This is a genomic window from Alteromonas sp. MmMcT2-5, assembly GCF_022348315.1.
Classification (GTDB): Bacteria; Pseudomonadota; Gammaproteobacteria; order Enterobacterales; family Alteromonadaceae; genus Alteromonas; species Alteromonas macleodii.
Genome location: NZ_JAKRFB010000039.1, coordinates 13,666 through 33,361, shown reverse-complemented (window position 1 = coordinate 33,361; position 19,696 = coordinate 13,666). Strand labels below are relative to the sequence as shown.

At 44.7% G+C, this 19,696-nt stretch carries 14 protein-coding genes; 4 read left to right on the top strand and 10 right to left on the bottom strand.

Annotation, left to right across the window (positions count from 1 at the left end; genetic code table 11):
• Positions 1-331 precede the first annotated feature (331 nt).
• On the top strand, positions 332-2,050 hold the full coding sequence (locus MHN09_RS15405; protein WP_239241359.1) for an EAL domain-containing protein: 1,719 nt from the start codon (positions 332-334) through the stop codon (positions 2,048-2,050).
• Positions 2,051-2,209: 159 nt separating this feature from the next.
• Here MHN09_RS15405 and MHN09_RS15400 read toward each other — a convergent pair whose 3' ends face one another.
• The 6 genes from MHN09_RS15400 to MHN09_RS15375 all read right to left on the bottom strand — a co-directional run bounded on the left by MHN09_RS15400 (position 2,210) and on the right by MHN09_RS15375 (position 12,693).
• Complete coding sequence (locus tag MHN09_RS15400; RefSeq protein WP_239241358.1) at positions 2,210-4,144, bottom strand: EAL domain-containing protein; 1,935 nt, start codon at positions 4,142-4,144, stop codon at positions 2,210-2,212.
• A gap of 194 nt (positions 4,145-4,338) precedes the next feature.
• Positions 4,339-5,406, bottom strand: coding sequence for an MBL fold metallo-hydrolase (locus MHN09_RS15395; RefSeq protein ID WP_239241357.1), 1,068 nt, complete (start codon positions 5,404-5,406; stop codon positions 4,339-4,341).
• 246 nt (positions 5,407-5,652) lie between these two features.
• The gene (locus MHN09_RS15390; RefSeq protein ID WP_049588794.1) at positions 5,653-8,700 is read right to left on the bottom strand and encodes an efflux RND transporter permease subunit; all 3,048 of its coding nucleotides are present in this window, start codon (positions 8,698-8,700) and stop codon (positions 5,653-5,655) included.
• A gap of 3 nt (positions 8,701-8,703) precedes the next feature.
• Complete coding sequence (locus tag MHN09_RS15385; RefSeq protein ID WP_039225671.1) at positions 8,704-9,837, bottom strand: efflux RND transporter periplasmic adaptor subunit; 1,134 nt, start codon at positions 9,835-9,837, stop codon at positions 8,704-8,706.
• A gap of 278 nt (positions 9,838-10,115) precedes the next feature.
• Complete coding sequence (locus MHN09_RS15380; RefSeq protein WP_239241356.1) at positions 10,116-12,041, bottom strand: monovalent cation:proton antiporter-2 (CPA2) family protein; 1,926 nt, start codon at positions 12,039-12,041, stop codon at positions 10,116-10,118.
• Between the two features lies 1 nt (position 12,042).
• Positions 12,043-12,693, bottom strand: a complete 651-nt coding sequence (locus MHN09_RS15375; protein WP_239241355.1) for an NAD(P)H-dependent oxidoreductase — start codon at positions 12,691-12,693, stop codon at positions 12,043-12,045.
• A gap of 287 nt (positions 12,694-12,980) precedes the next feature.
• Between MHN09_RS15375 and MHN09_RS15370 the strand changes: the two genes are divergently transcribed.
• Complete coding sequence (locus MHN09_RS15370) at positions 12,981-13,475, top strand: acyloxyacyl hydrolase (protein WP_014949059.1); 495 nt, start codon at positions 12,981-12,983, stop codon at positions 13,473-13,475.
• Between the two features lie 88 nt (positions 13,476-13,563).
• Here MHN09_RS15370 and MHN09_RS15365 read toward each other — a convergent pair whose 3' ends face one another.
• The 3 genes from MHN09_RS15365 to MHN09_RS15355 are packed head-to-tail and all read right to left on the bottom strand — an operon-like array spanning position 13,564 to position 17,106.
• The gene (locus tag MHN09_RS15365) at positions 13,564-14,304 is read right to left on the bottom strand and encodes a hypothetical protein (RefSeq protein ID WP_239241353.1); all 741 of its coding nucleotides are present in this window, start codon (positions 14,302-14,304) and stop codon (positions 13,564-13,566) included.
• A gap of 16 nt (positions 14,305-14,320) precedes the next feature.
• Positions 14,321-16,618, bottom strand: a complete 2,298-nt coding sequence (locus MHN09_RS15360) for a molybdopterin cofactor-binding domain-containing protein (protein WP_239241351.1) — start codon at positions 16,616-16,618, stop codon at positions 14,321-14,323.
• Complete coding sequence (locus tag MHN09_RS15355; protein WP_014976187.1) at positions 16,615-17,106, bottom strand: (2Fe-2S)-binding protein; 492 nt, start codon at positions 17,104-17,106, stop codon at positions 16,615-16,617. The genes MHN09_RS15360 and MHN09_RS15355 overlap by 4 nt, the downstream gene beginning before the upstream one ends.
• 296 nt (positions 17,107-17,402) lie before the next feature.
• Between MHN09_RS15355 and MHN09_RS15350 the strand changes: the two genes are divergently transcribed.
• Positions 17,403-17,762: a helix-turn-helix domain-containing protein gene (locus MHN09_RS15350; protein WP_014949063.1), complete on the top strand. Its 360-nt coding sequence runs from the start codon at positions 17,403-17,405 to the stop codon at positions 17,760-17,762.
• Positions 17,763-17,811: 49 nt separating this feature from the next.
• On the opposite strand, the gene MHN09_RS15345 is transcribed toward MHN09_RS15350, so the two are convergent.
• Entirely contained in the window at positions 17,812-18,087 is a 276-nt protein-coding gene (locus tag MHN09_RS15345; RefSeq protein ID WP_014949064.1) for an antibiotic biosynthesis monooxygenase, read from the bottom strand.
• 293 nt (positions 18,088-18,380) lie between these two features.
• On the opposite strand from MHN09_RS15345, the gene MHN09_RS15340 reads away from it, so the two are divergent.
• Positions 18,381-19,658: a diguanylate cyclase gene (locus tag MHN09_RS15340; protein ID WP_239241349.1), complete on the top strand. Its 1,278-nt coding sequence runs from the start codon at positions 18,381-18,383 to the stop codon at positions 19,656-19,658.
• Positions 19,659-19,696: the final 38 nt, after the last annotated feature.

The window sequence follows — 19,696 nt, the reverse complement described above, 5'->3', positions numbered from 1 at the left end:
GTCATAGGGTCAGAATAATTATCGAATTATAAATGTGTTATATGTTTTCTATGGTTTTGCGGAGGGTGGGGTAAGTGTTGATATATGTCTTGACATGGTAGAGGTCCCCTGTTCGAATCAGGGTAGACGCACCATCTTACGATTTAATTTCATCTTTTATTTACCCAAGTTCTGCGCAACACGCACTGGTACCCTTTTCTTTATTTAGCGATATTCACGAGCAATTTAACTTTTTAATGTCGGGTGGTTTGTGTGATTTGGACTACACTAAAAGAATAGTGGCCATTTTTATATCTTTGCTATCTAACAATTTAGCACTCGCGGGAGTACGATGAGCTTACAGAAATACCAAGAGCCCCCGTTATTTGAACAACATGGTTCGGCTGAAAGGCGGTTCCTTCAGCTTATTAGTGCCTTGCCAAAGGTATCGGTGCAAGGTTATGACAAGCACCGAAAAGTTATCTACTGGAATAAATCAAGTGAAGACATGTATGGCTTTCGTGAGTGCGAAGCACTAGGTCAAAAACTTGAAGATCTCATCATTCCCTCGTTCATGAAAAGTGAAGTGATAAAGCTACATCAGCGATGGATAGATTACGGTGAGGCAATTCCTTCAGATGAACTCGTGCTTGAGAAGAAAAGTGGCGAGCCTATCCATGTTTTCTCATCTCACGTCATGCTGAAAGAAGGCACAGATTCACCCGAAATGTATTGTGTGGATATTGACCTGAGTGAGCAGCACAACATCAGGCAAGAACTTGAGCGAATGGCATCCACAGATTTATTAACCGAGTTGCCTAATCGACGCCTGTTAGAGCAGTTTTTGACGTCGTCCATCGAGGATGCATCGCGCAATGAGTCTGGCTTCGCTTTGTTTTTCATTGACTTAGATATGTTCAAAGAAGTTAATGACACGCTTGGGCATACCTGGGGTGATGAATTACTGCGCTCTGTTTCTAAGCGTTTGTCAGATTGTCTGAGCGAACAAGGCTTACTGGCTCGGTTTGGTGGAGACGAATTTGTTTTTGTCGCCACACAAGTGACCTCTGAAAATGAAAGTGCTGACATTGCTAAGAAACTTACTGAGTGTTTTAAGCAGAGCTTCGCACTTAGCACTGAAAACGTGCATATCACTTCAAGTATCGGTATTAGTATGTACCCTAAAGACGGAAGTGAGATTGATGATCTTCTGAAAAATGCAGACGTCGCAATGTATCAGGCGAAAGCTGAAGGCCGAAACCGTTTTCATTTTTTCACCCACGCTTTAAGTCAGAAAGTTCGACAACAGCGAAGTATCGCAGCTTATCTCCATAAGTCTTTGGTTAACGATGAGTTTGAACTCTTGTATCAACCTCAAATCGATTTGCTCACTGGAAAAGTGGCATCGTGTGAAGCGCTGTTAAGGTGGCGTCCTAAAGATGAGGATAGGGCTGTTCCACCCAATATCTTCATCCCCATCGCTGAGCGCAGTGAGTTAATTGTTCACATTGGAAATTGGGTGTTAGAAAAGGCGTGCAAACAGGCACAGTTATGGAAAGAGCAGGGCATTAATATTCGCGTTGATATCAATGTTTCAGGAAAAGAGTTAGAGCAGAATGCTTATTTCGAACGCCTAAGGGAGTGTCGAGAGCGGCACGGTTTACTGCCTAAAGATATTGGGTTAGAGCTTACTGAGAATGTGCTTATTAAGTCTGACAATACGATTTTAGAGAATTTGAGAGCGCAACGCGACCAAGGCGTTGAAATATCGATTGATGACTTTGGTACGGGTTATTCTTCGCTTAGTTATTTAAAACAGTTTCCCGTTAGCCACTTAAAAATAGATCGTTCATTTTTAAGAGGTGCACCGGAAAATGCCTACGATAGCGCGTTAATGGAGGCTATCGTGAATGTTGGTCACAAACTCGATTTAAACATTGTTGTTGAAGGCGTGGAAACTCAAAATCAATCGAACTACTGTAAGTCTCTTAACGTTGAATATGTGCAAGGCTTTCTGTATTCAAAACCCATTAGCTCTGACGCCATTATAAAGCTGCTTAACGATCAGTAAATGCGGTTAAAAGGAGGTGTATATGAAAGAGATTTTCACAACACCGCCTTAAACGTTTCATTGAATCGACGCACAATTAAGTCGTATAAAGCGCGGGGGCTCACATAAAGCGTCAATACTTATCCTGACGTTCAGTGCCTCAGACCAGCGAGCTTACACTTAGTACATTGTCCAAAGTGAGGGTTTAGAAAAGTAATAGCCTTGTTGGTGTTCAACGTCTAGTTTGCTCAGTGCAACAGACTCAGCCTCGTTTTCTACCATTTCCGCAATAACATGGATATTAAGGCCTTTCGCAATATTGATAAGGCTAGAGACAAATAACTGATTATCTTTGTTGGTATGAATTCCTTGGGTTAGCCGTCCCGAAAGCTTAACGAATTGAGGCTGAATTGCCCTTAAACCCGCAAGCGAGGCAAAGTTATCGCCAAAGTGTTCTATGGTAATTCTACAGCCCAGCTGTATAAGTTGACGGCAAAAGTTCTCGGCTACTTCTCGATGGTGAATAAGCGCTGCATCTTCGACTTCAAAAATAAGTCTTGGGCATAGCGTTTCCCGGGTTCGAAGCTCTTCAATTAACCATTTTCTAAATTCGCCGTTGGCAATTGAGGCGTTACTAATATTTATAGCAACCTGATGAGACGTTACCGTTAGTTTTTTAAACACAATGCCTGCAACCAACTTGTCGACTTGAGGAATAAGGTCCAATCGCTCCGATGCGGGGATAAGTTGTGCCATGGGTATAACATCATTGGTGTCTTTGTCTTTAAATCGAGCGAACGTTTCGTAATATGCTGGTGCGTTTCGCTCTACATTCATCACGGGTTGAATGAGAATATCGGCATATTGCTGCGACACGATGTAATTGAGGCGCTCACGCCATTTCGTATTGCTATGAACCTGAGACACTTCCGAAGAAAACTGCCATCCTTTTTGCGTTTTCATTGCCGCCATCAACGCACTGTCAGCACTTTCCATTACCTGCTGTAACGACATTTGGCTAGAAAAACGCGTTACGCCCATCCACGTTGCTTTGCTTCCATCTCGAAGTGGCGTGGCGTTTGCAAACTGCTTCGACATATTTTCTAACATCAAATCCCGTTCGTCCCGCCCCATAATTTCACTTATCAAGGCGAAATCTCCGCCTGATAACCGAAATACAAAGCCACTTTTGCAATTGTGCTTCGCCTCATGCACAAGAAAGTCCGCGATAGATTTTACATAATTGTCACCAGCTAACATGCCCAACTTAGTATTTATAGTGGTAAGTTGAGCGAGCCTGATGAGAATAAGCTCTTTTTCCTGGAAATTAGACGTGTCAGACAACAGCGCGCGAGCGTGTCGCTCGAATGCACTGCGGTTCGACAACTTCGTCAATGTATCTTTATTGGCTTCTGTTTTGAATCGCTCAGATTGCTGAGCAATGTCATTAAATTTTGATGCTAACGACGTGGTTAGGGTGTTCACTGTGCTGGTAAGTTGGCGGTAATCTGTTGTAAACGCATTTACCTGCGAGGGGGTGAAGTCGTGGCTATTTATCTGATTAAGCTTCTTAATGATGTTGGCAATGGGGCGCCTAGCAAATTTGGTTACCGTGACGATATATAGCGCGAGGGCGAAAAATAGCCCACAAAAGATAACAGCATTTTTGATGAGAATAGCGGTGATTTCAGTGTAAATATAAGACGTGTCTGACGTAACTAACAAATAACCATCATTGTTCGAAAAAGGAATTTTCTTGTTAACGGCAGGTGCGGAGTCCAGCTGTAAGTACCAATTAGGAACAATAGTGTTAGGCGAGCGCTCGTACTTCGCAAACACATTTCCTTCGACATCAATGACTTTGGCTGCAGATAAAAACGGCTGCAATACCATTTGACGAAGCAAGGCATCAATCACTGATTGCTTCGACTGAGAAGACAGGGCAGAGGTTTGTAAGACGGTTGTTTCGTAACGCAGCCGTGCTTCTTCAGCTTCTTGCTCGATTGACACTGAAGTGCGAGATTTTATTTCGCTTAGCTCAATACTCGACAACACCGTAAATGCTAAAAGCATAAGGGCAAAAACGCCCAAATTAATTTGACTAGACAGCTTCATTGCTAGCAGTTAGCTCCTTTAACTGAGAAATTTATTATTCGCCTCAACCAAATCGAGTGCTATCACTTTGATTGAGGCTTTTGTTATACCCGCCAATAGTGCCTAAGCGGCGAATAATAAATGTACTGAAAAACATAGAGTTAAGCGAGCAATTAAAGCCCAGAATAATGAAGCAAGCGCTGTTTATTAGCTACTCACCTTTCGTCTAACCACCAGGTTTTGTTCGGAGCTTCGCCTGCACCCTTAACCGGAACAACTTCGCCAAAGATAGGAATACTGGTGGGAACACCCTTAGTACCAGCAAGGTCTGTGATTTTTATTAAAGGCTCATTCCAATTATGTAGTGCTAAATCAAAGGTACTGTTGTGCACAGGCATCATGACACTCGCTTGAATATCAATATGGGCTTGCAAGCTCTCTTCAGGCAGCATGTGAATGTCAGACCATAGCTCGTTGTATGCGCCGGTTTCAATCATCGATAAATCAAACGGACCGTACTTTTCACCAATAGCTTTAAATCCGTCAAAATAGCCCGAGTCACCGCTGTAAAAGATGTTGGTATTTGCAGATTTGATAACCCAACTTGCCCAAAGAGTTTCGTCTCTATCAAATAAACCTCGCCCTGAGAAATGCTGAGACGGTGTGGCCACTATTTCAATGTCGCTCACTTTTGTACTTTGCCACCAATTTAGCTCAACAACTTTATTTGCATCCACACCCCAGTCACGTAAATGATTGCCTACTTTTAGCGGTGTAATAAACACGTCGACTTTGTTTTTCAGTATTTCAATACTGCCCTTATCTAAATGGTCGTAATGATCGTAACTTATGATAACGGCATCTAATTTAGGCAAATCTTCCAGTGAAATTGGCGCTTGGTGGAAACGCTTGGGTCCCATCCATTGGACGGGAGAAGCACGCTCACTAAAGACCGGGTCGATCAAGATATAACGCTCGGCAAGTTTCAATAGGGTAGTAGAGTGGCCCAGCTTTATCACGCTGTCTTCTGCAACTGCGTCAAGCATTTGTGGTGTAAGTGCCGACACGGGTATGTCAAACGTTGGCGTTGCAGCATCTCTATTGTCACGAAAATACGCTTTGGTGACTTTCCACATGTCTCGCCACGTCGTTTTATATTCAATATGAGTATTAGTGAATTTTTCAGGTTGCGGCGCGCTTGCAGCAAGTGTGTTTGAAGAACCACAGAAAGATGTCATAAATAAAACTCCAACAAGAAAGCGTGTGCGATTAAAAACGGGCATGCTCTCACCTTAAATAAAAAAAAGTATACTGCACAGTGTAGTTTACCCATAATAAACTAATTTTGTTAAAAGTAAACTGGTGGGTGTAGTTTTTGTTGAGAAGGATAGATTGCAGCTAAGCGATAGTATGCAGCCAGCATGAGTAGACTCTCCTCATGCTGGCTGTTAACAATATTAGGTTCGCACCGTTTTTGTGCTACCTACACGAACTAGCGCACAACTAATCGAATTTGTTGTGCGTACTTTTTATTCTGACTTTATACCGTGGAACGTACAGTGCAGCACAGGCAATATAAGCAGTGTAAGTACGGTGGCAACGGTCAGACCAAATACAATAACAACTGCCATTGACGCGAAGAACGCGTCAGAAAACAGCGGGATCATACCCAGTATGGTGGTAATGGCTGCCATTGAAACGGGACGTACACGAGATACTGACGCGGCTACTACGGCATCGAATGCGCCACTGTTACCCTTTGCCTGTACGTTTATTTCTTCCATTAATACGATCCCGTTTTTAAGCACCATACCAATAAGGCTTAAGCTGCCGAGCAGTGCCATGAATGTAAAGGGTGCACCAACTAACACCAAGCCGCCAATAATGCCGATAGTGGTGAGCGGAATTACGCCCCATATCGCTAACGCCTGACGAAGCTTGCCAAACAGCAAAACGGTGATAATGAACATACCTAATATACCAATAGGCATACTTGCAAATAGGGCGCTTTGCGCGTCTGTTGATGTCTCATATTCGCCGCCCCATTCAATGTGGTAGCCATCTGGCAGTTGAAGCTCTTCTACAAGAGGGCGAACTTTAGCTTGCACGCTCGCAGCCGTCTCACCGGATAAAGGCATGGGCTCTGCATAAACCGCCAGCATCCGCACCCGGTTGCGGCGTTTGATGATAGGGTTATCAAGCGATACATCCACATTGCTGATAACATCAGCCATGCTTATATATTTACCTTGTTCTTGGCTCCATACGTTGAGTGAGGCGAGGTTATCTATGTCATAGCGCTGGTTTGGATCGTTGCGCATGACGATAGGTATTAAATCACTACCTTCGCGGTAAAGGCCCACAGTTTCACCTTCATTGTTCAGTAAAAATGCGGTGTGAACGGCATCTCGCGTTACGCCGATACGCCTGGCTTGTTCTTCCAGAAACACAGGTTCAACAAATGGGACTTTGTTGCTCCACGACAAGCGAACGCTGTCCATGGTTTTCTCTGCTTGAAATATCGCTTCAATGTCGCTGCTTATCTCACGCAAAACTTCAGGCTCTGGTCCGTAGATTCTCGCTTCAATTGCCGCTTTTGCAGAAGGGCCTACTTGCAGTGCTTTTACCTTGTATTGCACATTAGGGAAGTCTTCTCGCACCAGCTCGATAATTTCTCGCATACGAGCATCACGAGACTCAACCGTATCAGTTTCAACGATAAGCTGACCATAACTGGCGTATCTGTCTTCTGGCGCATAGGTGAGGGTAAGGCGCTGTGCTCCACCGCCAATAACGCTTGTTACGTTGGCGATATTCTCCATGCCTAACACGTTGTCTTCTAAGCGACGAATAGACTGCTCGGTGGTTAAGATGTCGCTACCTTCAGGCAACCATAAATCGACGAAAAACAGCGGTGTGGATGAATCTGGGAAAAATGCATTTTTTACGAATTTACCTGAAGCCATGCTGCCTACTAATGCAACAAGTACCAGTACAATTGTCACGTAACGATGATTGATAGCAGCAGTAAGCACACGCTTGTATACCGTAAAAATAATGCCCTTATATGGGTCGTCATCTTCGTCATTAGCTCCGCGCTCTTTTTCAGTTTTAAACAGTAAGTCGAAAAAGAAGGGGGTAATGGTAAGTGCGGTGATCCAACTTAAGAAAAGCGAAAAGCAAAGTACCCAGAAGAGGGAGCCGACGAATTCACCTGTGGCATCTGGCGATAGACCAATTGGCGCAAAAGCGGTGATGGCAATCACAGTCGCGCCAAGCAGCGGCAACCCATTTTGCGACACCACGTCTTTTGCCGCCTGAAGCTTGGTTTGTCCTTTTCTCACACCAATCAACATGCCTTCGGTTACTACGATGGCGTTGTCGACCAACATGCCAAGAGCAATAATAAGCGCACCCAAAGAGATTTTTTGCAACTCAATGCCTTTTACCGACATCAATATAAAAGTGCCAAGAATGGTAAGCACAAGAATGAGCCCCATCAGAACGCCACTGCGCCAGCCCATGAAAAGTAGCAGCACGAAAATAACGATGGCCACGGCTTCAACAAGGTTGATAAGAAAGCCAGTTACAGAATCGTCGACAACTGTGGGCTGGTTGTAAACGGTATCCAGCGTCATACCCAGGGGCATACGCTGCTCTAGCTCGGCAATTTTGCTATCAAGTCGTTTACCTACATCAACTACATTTACCGCCGACGCGAACGATACACCAATTGACAGGGCCGGTGTGCCAGAACTGTGATAAAGGATTGAAGGGGTATCGTTAAGCTTGCGCTCAATAGTCGCGATATCTGTTAAGCGAATAAGGCCGCTTGCAGGTGAGCCAATTACCACCTGACCTAACGCCTCTAGGTTATCAAATTCGCCAGTGGGCTGTATGGACAGGCGCTTGCCCTGAACCTTAATCGAACCCGCGTTGCCCACTACATTTTGCGCGGTTAAAAGGCCAGCAATGGATTCTGCAGAAACATTTAGGGTTTTCATTTTATCGTGATCTAACGACACAATAATCTGTTCATTAACGGTACCGGCAATCGACACCTTTTTTACACCGTCAACAAGCTGAATCTCTCGCTGCATTAAATCTGCAAAGTCTTCCATTTGCTTAAGGGAGTAGTCTTCGCTTTTAAGAGTAAGCAGCAGGCCAAAAACGTCACCAAAGTCATCATTCACAATCGAGGTGCTGGTGCCAGGTGGCAGCGATGCTTGTGCATCGCCCACTTTACGGCGCAAGTTGTCCCAGTATTGCTCTAGGTCCTTGGCCTGGACACTGCTTTTAAGCTCAACGGTAATTTGCGATAGCCCAACCATGTTTACTGAGCTGATTCGTTTCACGTTGGGTATACGCTGAATCGCCTTTTCAAGCTGCAGCGTAACTTCTTCCTCAACTTGCTCAGGCGTTGCCCCTGGGTATTGAGTAATAACCAGAGCATTTCTAATGGTGAATTCGGGAAACTCTAGCTGACCTAAGCCAAGAAAAGTCACAATGCCACCAACACCCAAGATGATGGCGACCATCCAGCTAATTACTTTTTGACGAAAAAAATACTCGACCATGGCTTATAGGCCCCCTTCTTTCGTCCACTCCGTAACAGCTTGGCCTTCTTTTACAAGATGAGCTCCAGCAGCAACGATTTTATCATCGTCGTTTAGCGGGCCTTCAACTAACAGACCGTTGGAAATACCGCGCGTAATCATTACTTCTACTGCTTCTACGGTGCCCTTCGTCGCGTCACTATCACTGGGCTTAAAACGCCATACAATCGCTTTGTCTGGATCTGCATTGTCGGTAACCACCGCACCAAAAGGTACTAGCCAAAGCTTTGCGTTAGACTCAATGAGTTTCGACATATCAAGTAATACGGTAGCGCTCATGCCCGCTAGAACATTGATGTCGTCTGGTTCTGGCAGAGTAATTGTTACCTCATAGCTAAGCTCGCCTTGTCGCGTGGTGCTTTCGTGATCCTTATACATGGCCGCGTAACGCTTGTCTGGCATACCTGAAAAGCTCACCCATGCCATTTCAGATGTACGATTTTCACGGGCTCGTGAGCGATCAATCATACGCATTTTTTGCTCTGGTAATTGAAACGTAACGTCGATTGCACCCGGCATATGAAGCTCGGCAATGGTCTGCTGTGGTACAATGACTTGGTAATTTTCAACAGGAACAGACGCAATAAGCCCCGCAAACGGTGCGCGAAGCTCCGTATAGCTTAGCTGGTCCTGTGCGTTGGTCAGACTGGCTTTAGCGGCTAAAAAATTGGCTTTCGCTTCATCAAAAGTAGAGCGGCTTACCGCGCCTTTTTCAACGGAAGCCTCCATACGCTCAAACATAGCCGATGACACGTCAAACTGAGACTGGGCAGTGGCTAACTGTGCTTTCGCGTCTCTATCATCAAGTCTAGCGATAAGCTGGTTCTCTTTAACTTCCTCGCCCGCTTTTACTTTGAGTTCTTGGAGTTTGCCGCCGATGCGAAACGAAAGGTTCGAATATTCAGCCGCTTCCACTTGCCCCGGGAATTTAGCGATGGTTTCGTCTGAGTGCTGCACTTTATAAAGCGTTACCGGTGTTGATGAGACTGCTTTGGGAGGCGTGGGGGCTTCTTCACACGCACTTAATCCAGCGAGTGCAGTAAATACCATCACAGTGCGCAGGGCTAAGCTGTGAAAGAGACTTTTTTCAGACAACATGGTAACTCTCCATTTAAATAGACCACTTTTTATTCCCACTAAGGCAATGGGTTATCTTGTACAAGGCGCGTGTTAACTTCTGAACGTGAAAGATAAAAAGCCAATATACGACAAGTTTGATATACATACAGGTTATAGCGCTTTTTTCCCTTTTCGATCAGCTTTTTGTTTATTTTTACAAGGCGATAGTATGCTACCGCCCATAAATATTCGTGAGTGACCGGTCACTATCAGACAATTACCCTCTCTAAATACCGCCGGCTAGCTCACAATTCACCCTAATCAGGTTTCTCATCGGGCGCGAGGTTTTCAGCATAGCCTTTCGGTGGTGGCGTCCAGCCACGCATTTTCGAATGCTTGTCGTGTAAATCTGCTTTTAGCGCATTTTCGATTAGCGACTCAAGTTCAATAAAGAGTTTCAGATAATTATTGTCTACTCGTTCTCCGCTGGCCTCATCCGCCCACGCGTGATACAGCACATCGTTTTGCTGAGCCTCAATATTTTTATACGCCATTTTTTGCCGTTCAACTTGGAAAGGGTGAATATTGAGTGAGCGAAGTGCCTCTGCGCCCATTTCAAGAGCGCTGTGGTACGTTTCTGATACCACAAAATCTGCACCCAACTGGCGCAAGCGATACCCATGACCGCGATCAAAGGCACGCGCAAGCACTTTAATGTTAGGAAATGCGTGCTTGGCGTATTTCACCATTTCTGCAGCGGTTTCTTTATCGTCTATAGCAATAACTAATAGCGATGCTTCATGGGCGCCAGCAGTATGCAAAATGTCTGGTTTTGATGCATCGCCAAAATAGGCTTTGGTGCCAATCCGTCTGATAAGGTCTATTTGCTCAGAGCGAATATCAAGCACAACGGTATTTACATCGTTGGCTACTAAAAGACGGTTAATGATTTGTCCAAAGCGCCCAATTCCAGCAATAACGACGGTGCCTTTCTCGTCAATCTCATCTTCAGCTCGCTGTGATTTCGTGTTTTTGTAGCGAGGAATGATGGCCTTGTCGAAAAGAATAAAAAGTCCTGGCGTTAGGAACATTGAAATGGCAACAACAAGCGAGAGAACAGAAATAATGTCGCTGGGAAGCACATAGTTTTGCGAGGCAAAACTTAATAGCACAAAGCCAAATTCACCCGCCTGAGCAAGGCTTAATGTGAATAGCCATTTGTTAGTGCCTTTTATTTTAAAAATTAAGGCGATGATAAACAGCACAATGGCTTTCACAAGCATAACAGCTACGGTTAGCCCTGCTATTAGCATCGGGCTCTCACTAAGTACGGAAAAGTTAATGCCTGCGCCTACCGTTATGAAAAAGAGGCCCAACAATAAGCCTTTAAACGGCTCGATATTAGCTTCAAGTTCATGCCTGAATTCACTGTTTGCCAAAACTACACCAGCCAAGAATGCACCAAGGGCGGGAGAGAGACCTACAAGTCCCATTAGTGCTGCAATTCCTATAATGAGCATGAGCGCAGTGGCGGTAAAAATTTCCCGTAAACCCGACGCAGCAACAAACTTAAATAAGGGGCGACTTAAGTAGTGTCCTCCGATGGTTAAAAAGGCAATTGAGCTAATGATCACGAGACCTGAAGCCCAAGGGGCAAGCCCTTCAACTAAATTAAAGCTATCGTGTGATCCTGTATCGCCGCCATGTGCATTTCCTGCTTCGACCAGTTCAGGTATGGCAAGAAGAGGGATAAGCGCAAGCATGGGAATAACCGCGATATCCTGAAACAGCAACACAGAAAAAGCGCTTTTGCCTCCTTCCGTTTTTTGCAGCCCTTTTTCCTGCAACGTTTGTAAAACAATGGCAGTTGAAGAAAGGGCGAATATAAGGCCTATTGTAAGGGCAATGCTAAAAGGCTGATCAAGCAATATGGCTACGCCTGTGATAAGGGCGGTGGTTAACGCTAACTGAAGTCCGCCCAATCCCATTAGTTTTGACTTCATCGCCCACAGCGAGCGAGGCTCTAGTTCTAGCCCAACCAAAAACAGCATCATGACTACACCGAATTCAGCAAAATGTTGAATGGCAACAGTTTCGTCACCAACAAGGCCGAATATCGGGCCAATCACTAGCCCTGCTATTAAATAGCCTAGTACAGACCCTAATCCAAGACGCTTCGCAATGGGCACTGCAATTACGGCGGCGACCAGATAGATAAATGCATATAAGAAATAGCCAGTCACGTTACTCTCCTTGCGATGTACAAAGGTCTGCGAGATTCTCGATGTGCTTTGCTTTTTCTAGATCTAGGGTGTTAGTGGTCAATTTGTTTAGCAAGGTTGTCCACTTACCTCTATGTTCAGCAATGCGATGTTCTTCTTGCGCAGTACGAGAGCCAAAGATCGCAAAAGGAGCAATGTAGGTCATGTGCGTGATCTGAGCCATTTGCTCTAAAGGCTGGAGCAGCTGCCTGATGGTGTAATGATTAAAGCCATCAGTTTGATAGGCTTCTTCCTTACCGCCTGCACTTAATGCGCAAAGAAATAATTTATCTTTAAGTGCAGTGCCTTCATGCCCATAGGCAAAACCATATTCCAACACTAAATCTTGCCATTCTTTTAAGATTGAAGGTGTGGAATACCAGTAAAGAGGAAACAGAAAAATAATGACATCGTGATCGATTAAACGCTGCTGCTCCCGTTCAATATCAATATTGAAATCTGGATACTCTGCATACAAGTCAACAGCAGTAACGTGTTTATTCATTTTTGCTTCGTGAAAAAGCGGCACATTTACTTCTGAACGGGTTTGCGCGGGGTGGGCAAAGAGAACCAGTACTTTCTTACTTTTCTTAGTGCTCTCTACATTGCTTTCAATGATGTTCTCGTCAGTCATACATTTCTACTCAGTGCTACAGCCAGCTCTCGTTGAGCTATAAGGAGCCGTTGATTTTTGATGTGCAAAACACAGCAAAGGTCAAAAGACCCTAGGTTATTCATTAATTCAATCTGTACGTTTAGAGCAAATAAGAATGTGTTTTTCCTCAAAGTTATAAGGTTACTAATATTTATTAGGTTGAAAAAAGTAACCTGATTACCATTGTGTACTCACGTATAAAAACAGCTTCGAATAGAAGCGTCGACGGAACACTATTTTTAACTTTTGCTTAGAACAGTATAAACATGAAAACACCAGTAAAAACACTCGCACTTGCATTATCTTTACTTTCTCCCCTTGTTTCTCTTTCTACTCAAGCCCTGCCGCAAGGAAGTGAGCTTAAAGCTGGGGCTGCGGTATGGAACTTGTTTGATGACGCAGACCGTTACGCATTGCATGTGGCTTATGTTCACAAACCGCTCGAATCATTTTACGGAATTCGACCAACAGTTCTCTTGGTAAACGCAGATCAAGGCCAACATTACTTCGCAGCGGGGTTGGCAAAAGATGTCTACAAATACAATGACTTTTCAGTACGCGTTGCCTTTCACGCGGGCATTGTTGATGAATCTGAAAATTTAGGCGACACCATTGAATTCTATTCATCACTTTCCGGACTCTACAATTTTTCTGAATCATTTTCGCTAGAAGCTGAAATTGGCCACATTTCTAACGGCGGGCTAGGGGACACGAACCCTGGTTCAGAATCGTTTGTATTAAGTGCTCACTACCATTTCTAATCTCGCCTAAACAAGTTGTGCCTAGTTCGTTCGTTAAACAGCCCGCTTAAAACGCGGGCTGTTCATTTTTGGCAAAGACTTTTTTAACTTAACTTTCTGTCGGGCAAGGTGCGCCGCCGTTAATCCAAACCGACATTGCCTTAGCAAACTGTGCATGTGTCCCAGGAGCAGGTGTTCTGCCTGGGCCGGGGTTCCATGCCCATCTCACTAATGGATCATCACTGACATGATGCTCAAATTCTTTTTTAAACGTTTTCATGTCATCTCTTCCCCCACGTTGAGCAAGAAAAGAGTTCAAACGCGGGTTTAACCAATTGTTGCATAATTTTGAGGGTGTCATGTCGCTGCCAATAATCATGGTAGGAGGCGGCATGTGCCACACGAAACCTGGCATAAGGTCGTTTGCTGCACCAGGCGGCCTGCCGGGTTCACGCGCATTTTCATCTTGGTGACATCCGCGGCAGTTTACGGGGTGCGTTTCGCCAACCTGAACGAACTTTCCATATTGCACCGCCATTTTCAAGTTATTCACAGAGGTAATGTTCATAGGGTGGGGGACGCTGTTGTCGCCCACTGTCGGTCGGTGAGCGCCATCTTCAATAACACCGTGACAGTTCACACACCGTGGATGTGTTGCTACATCGAACAAGTAGTTAAATGCTGTCGTTGGGTTAGGATCTTGCTGATAAGCTTCAAAAGCAGGTGTTGAGTTAGCTGCTTTTGAAGTGCTAGCGGTCAAATTATTATGGTCGCTATCGTCATTTTTATTTGCAATACACCCACTCAGGACGAATGATGAGAGAGCACCAATTAATAGGACTGTTATCATTTTCATCATACTGCCCTTATGCTTTTAACGCTGCGGTAACGTGTTGAGCAAGCATGGGCAAATGACGTAGCCGTACACCAATAGCTTGGTACACGGCATTGCCGATAGCCGGCGCGACACCAATAACGCCTGGTTCACCCAGTCCTACTGGAAATTCCTCACTTTCAACGAGTTCAATATCCATCTCTGGGACATCGTTCATACGTAGAGGAAGGTAGGTATGTAAGTTTGTTTTTGAAACCTGACCGTTTTTCACTTCGTTATGTTCAAACAGTGCCAAGCTCAATCCCCACAGCAGTGAACCTTCAAGCTGTGCCATCGCGCCATCTGGATGAATAACAATACCAGCATCAGACACAACCCATAACTTCTTAACCGTTATCTTTCCAGTGCGCTTATTCACGTGAACATGGGCTGCAGTCGCGAGCCAAGCTGGCATAGTACGTTCTTGTCCCGCACTTAAGCTATAGCCAATGCCTTCATCAGCACCAAGTTCAACACTCGCAGTCTTTTTCTTAAGAATTTCAAGCGTATTGGCAAGTCGTGTGGCACCGCCGACACTTTCAGGCGCTTTGCCCCCTTGTTTACCTTTACCGTCTAACATAGCAAGTCTGAAGTCGACGGGGTCTTTGTTGGCTTTCACTGCCACTTCGTCAATAAACGATTCTAAGCCCCATACAATCCAACCTTGACCTACCGAACGCAGCCAACCTGGCGTAAACGTATCTTGCGCTACCTTATTGTTAACCGCGCGTGCGCGATGGTGAGACATGGTGTACCAGTGGTCGGCACCAGATGCCGAAAACATATCGACTTTCCCTTCACCGTTTACTCCTGGTGCTAGAAATCCTGGTGCCATTTTTAGTGTTGGCCAGCCTGCCGCTAACACATGCTCCATGCCTAAAAACTGATTATTTTCATCGAACGACGCATTAAACAGTGAAGTAGAGGCAGAGCGGGGTTGATCAAATAATGTATCATCCGGGCGCATGAATACCAGTTTGACTGGCTGGCCAGCAGCTTTAGCTGTAAGCAAAGCAGGAACAACCCAATCACCAAAAAGGCGTCGCCCAAAGCCACCGCCAAGATAATACTGGTGAAGGACCACATCACTTTCTGGGACCTCTGCGGCTTTAGCTACAGTAGGAAGTGTTAGGCTCTGCCACTGGTTACCCGTATGTATATGCCATTTACCACCTTTAAATTCAGCAATGGCGTTAAGTGGTTCTAGCTGGAAATGATTGGCAGTCGCTGTGGTGTATAAAGCTTCAATGGTTTGTGCCGCTTGTGTTTGCGCCAGCTCTATATTTCCTTCGTCTACAAAAACGGTGCCTTCCTTACGATCGCGTACAATTCTCTCGCCTTCTTTTTGTATATCAGCTTCAGAAACATTAGCGGTTTTACCGGCGTTATAGCCGACTTTCACCATATCAACGGCTTTAATCGCTGTGGGGTAGTCTGTAGCCAATACAGTGACCCAGCCTTCGATGGTACCGCTCGGATCGGTAAGCACTTTATAACCTTTATATCCCGGTAGACTCTTAGCCTTACTGTCGTCGACATTTGTTACTGTACAGCCATAACGAGTCGGAGGCAGAATGGGGCGTGCATAAAGCATGTTTTCCACTTCCACATCAATGCCGTATACCGCAGTACCGTTAGTTTTAGGCGGGATGTCGAGTGCTTTGTAGTCTGCGTTAACACCGATAAGGTGGCGTTTTTTACCCGGTTTAATTGGCAATTCAGCAAGCTCATCTGCACTGAATGTTTTGTCTACTTTGCCATTCGCTACGATATCGCCGTAGCTAATTTTTTTGTTACCTGAGATAACAAAGCCTTTTTCTGCCTTACAACTATCGGCAGGCACGCCAAGTAGCTTCGCACCTGCATCAATTAACACCATGCGGCCAGCGGCGCCCGCCTGAGACATTGGCTTGTAAGTATGGAAAATTGACCAAGAGCCGCCTGTTACCATGTAGCCCCATTTCGGGTCTGTATCAACGTGCACTATAGACACTTTCTCCCAGTCGCACTCAAGCTCATCAGCCAAGATTCTAGCGATTGGCGTGCCGATATGCTGACCCATTTCCGCTTTGGCTATGTTGACGGTAACGTTGCCATCTGTATCCATTTCAAACCAAATATTTGGAGAAAACTGTTTGGCTTCAATACTTTCTTTCGCCGACAGCAGGGATGGAATAGCGGCAGCACCAAATGCCATGAATAAAGACGTTTTCACTGATCCCACCATAAAAGACCGGCGAGATAAGTTGATCATGTCTTTCTTTTCTTGAGAGATATTTTTCATGCTCATGCGTTTTCCCCTTCTGATGAAGCGGTTGGATCAAAGTATTGAACAGAAGACGTTGCAGCGCGCTTAATCGCCTTTTTTATGCGCGCGTAAGCCATACAGCGGCAATAATTGGTGCTCATGTGATTAACAATATCTTGGTCGCTCGGGTTTGGATTTCTATCTAGCAATGTCGCTGCTTGCATGATTTGGCCAGACTGGCAATAGCCACACTGAGGAACCTGCTCTTCTACCCAAGCAGATTGCAGCGGATGCGCGTTGTTGAAGCTTTCAATAGTGTTTACGTTCTTATCTTTAGCTAACGAAACGGGATAGGAGCAAGAGCGAATAGCGTTACCATCAATATGTACCGTGCATGCGCCACACATCGCTACACCGCACCCAAACTTGGTACCTTTTAGTCCAAATTCATCGCGTATTACCCAAACGAGAGGCGTATCTGATGCAGCATCTGTCTGCACTCTTTTTCCATTTAACGTAAATTCAATCATGGTTTGTGTCACCGTGAAGTTAATGTTTAATATGCTCTCGCCAAGGCGCTGTACTTGGTTTGAACGGTCTGTTTTGCCTGTTTTAATTGGTATTATTAAAATCTGGCCGCGTTGGCTCTCCCTTTAATAACCGCTCACTCCATAGACGCCCGAATGAACCTTTCGAATTGGAGTTAGACTAATTAACTAAAGGTATACTAGAGGCCAAACTTGCTTATGTGGTCTATTTTAGTTACCTTGTTCAAACAAACAATTAGTATACTTTTAGTAACTAGGTGGCTTTTTTAGGAAAATAGATGGAAAGTGAAATAAAAACAGACGCTAAGGGTAGAAAAACCGTTCTAAATACTTGTACAGAGCCTTGTGCTATAGAGCGTGGAATGCGCCTAATTGGTGGAAAGTGGACGGGTTCTATTATTTATCATCTCAAAGATGAGCCTGTTAGATTTAACGACCTGTGTAGAATGCTTGGCGGCGCCAGCCGGAAGATGGTCGATCAGCGCCTTAAAGAGCTGGAAAACAACGGTATGGTGATCCGCAACGTTATCGACTCTCGTCCAATTGCGGTTGCTTATAGTCTCACCGAGTTTGGGCGCTCAGCGCTAGATATTCTTGAACAGCTAAGAGTCTGGTCTGAAAACCACACGAATGATTGAATACCGCTAGCGGTGAGCATTTATCTCACCGCATTTGCTTTATAAAGAGCTAGACCGACACTAGCGGTAATCGAAGTACTTTTTCAACAAGCTCTCCGGCTTTTTCTTGGAAACCAACAAAGTGTTCAGTAGCTTCATGAGCATCAAGGGCATCCTGAGATTGCCATTTCTCCGTAATAACAAACACACCCTCTTCACTTGCATGTAGGTCATACATCACTGCGCCGACTTCTTCTCGGCTTGATTTAACCAAGGGTAACAATGCGTCTAAAAGTGCATCTTGTTGGTTTGGTTGAGAATAGATTACGACTGAAAACTCGATCATTTTACTGTCCTATTGAGAAAAAACGCTAACATAGGCAACTAACGGAGTAATGGTTAGCGTTTAAAGCTGACTAGCAACTTTTTTCAGGTGAAAAGCAATCTCCACCATCAAATGCCTTCTACCGCTATGTCGCAGTTAGACGCTATCTAAGCCTTTTTCTTAGATGCATTTTTTAGCGAATGAAAAAAGTTAATCTATAATGGCTTATACTAAAGTATAAAAGGGTGCTCATTATCCTTTGAGTGCCACCTCTTGAGGCGACGGAATGCAATTACCGAACGGGGCGATGCCCTATGTTTGAAAAAACTTTTCACTTTTGTCCTGTTGGGCTCGCTCACGTAAGCGTGGATGGAAGCTTTATACGTGTAAATAAGCGACTGTGTGATTTTTTAGGATATTCTGATGAAGAACTAACGACGTTAACCTTTCAAGAATTAACTGCGCCAGATTATCTTGATGAAGATCTAAGTTACTTAGAGCGCCTGATGGCAGGTGATATCGATGACTATGCGATTGAAAAGCGATATGTAAGGCGCGATGGCGAGCAAGTTTGGGCGAAGTTAACAGTGTCTTTAGTAAGAGATCAGCGCGGCAACCCAGACTATTTTATTTCTATTGTGGAAGATGTTGACGAGAAAAAGCGCATCCAGTCTGAGCTCTTTCAAGTTGATGCCTTGTTTAGCAAAATTGTTAGCGCATTTTCTGATAGAACGTTTATATGGGTGGCGACGCCAGACTTGTCTAAACTGCAATACGTTAACGATGGCTATTCAAACATATTCGGTCGCAACGAGTACGAACTTTACTGTAACCCTATGAGCTTTATTGATCATGTACATGAAGATGATAAAGCACGGGTGTTAAAACTGTTCAGTCAACGCCCTTTGCAGAATTGGGATATTCAATATCGTATATACGACTCGAAAGGCGAAGTGAAGTACCTTCACGATCGCGGAAGCTTGATATTTGACGACCGTGAAATGCAGTCGCTTATTTTAGGTACAGCCGACGACATAACAAGAGAGAAAACGCAGCAACAAGCTCTGATGAGCGCCGTCACTAAATTAGAGCACCTGTCGAAAACCGACTCGCTCACTGGACTTGCCAATAGGAGAGAGATATTTAGCCAGTTAAGTGACGAAATTTCTCGTATGGATCGTGGCCAACAAACGTCAACGCTTGTTTATATAGACTTAAACAAATTCAAAGAAATTAACGATAAATATGGTCACAAGGTAGGAGACAAGGCGCTTGTTGAGTTCTCTGAAAGAATGAGTAGTTTGCTGCGTGATAGTGATAGATTCGGTCGTATTGGAGGAGATGAATTTGTCATCTTGCTCTATGGCACGGGTGAAAAGGAAACGGAAGCTTTTTTCAATAGGGTTGCCCAAAGCGACTTTGAAGTTAATGTAGATGGCAATAAGGTAGTACCAATTGGCTTCAGTGTTGGCTGGGTTGAGTGGAGCGAAGGGATTGAAACCGTGCAGGAGTGGCTAGATAAGGCCGATGAGGTAATGTACGGAAAAAAGCGTTATCAGCAAGTTTTAACCGCGATTGATAAAGCGATGTAGACAGCTATTCCTGAGACTCGATATCTACATCGCTTTCG

Coding starts and splice junctions, on each gene's coding strand:
- MHN09_RS15365 (WP_239241353.1), bottom strand. CDS start 14,304: ATGATAACAGTCCTATTAATTGGTGCTCTCTCATCATTCGTCCTGAGT.
- MHN09_RS15350 (WP_014949063.1), top strand. CDS start 17,403: ATGGAAAGTGAAATAAAAACAGACGCTAAGGGTAGAAAAACCGTTCTA.
- MHN09_RS15390 (WP_049588794.1), bottom strand. CDS start 8,700: ATGGTCGAGTATTTTTTTCGTCAAAAAGTAATTAGCTGGATGGTCGCC.
- MHN09_RS15385 (WP_039225671.1), bottom strand. CDS start 9,837: ATGTTGTCTGAAAAAAGTCTCTTTCACAGCTTAGCCCTGCGCACTGTG.
- MHN09_RS15355 (WP_014976187.1), bottom strand. CDS start 17,106: ATGATTGAATTTACGTTAAATGGAAAAAGAGTGCAGACAGATGCTGCA.
- MHN09_RS15395 (WP_239241357.1), bottom strand. CDS start 5,406: ATGCCCGTTTTTAATCGCACACGCTTTCTTGTTGGAGTTTTATTTATG.
- MHN09_RS15345 (WP_014949064.1), bottom strand. CDS start 18,087: ATGATCGAGTTTTCAGTCGTAATCTATTCTCAACCAAACCAACAAGAT.
- MHN09_RS15400 (WP_239241358.1), bottom strand. CDS start 4,144: ATGAAGCTGTCTAGTCAAATTAATTTGGGCGTTTTTGCCCTTATGCTT.
- MHN09_RS15405 (WP_239241359.1), top strand. CDS start 332: ATGAGCTTACAGAAATACCAAGAGCCCCCGTTATTTGAACAACATGGT.
- MHN09_RS15370 (WP_014949059.1), top strand. CDS start 12,981: ATGAAAACACCAGTAAAAACACTCGCACTTGCATTATCTTTACTTTCT.
- MHN09_RS15375 (WP_239241355.1), bottom strand. CDS start 12,693: ATGACTGACGAGAACATCATTGAAAGCAATGTAGAGAGCACTAAGAAA.
- MHN09_RS15340 (WP_239241349.1), top strand. CDS start 18,381: ATGTTTGAAAAAACTTTTCACTTTTGTCCTGTTGGGCTCGCTCACGTA.
- MHN09_RS15360 (WP_239241351.1), bottom strand. CDS start 16,618: ATGAGCATGAAAAATATCTCTCAAGAAAAGAAAGACATGATCAACTTA.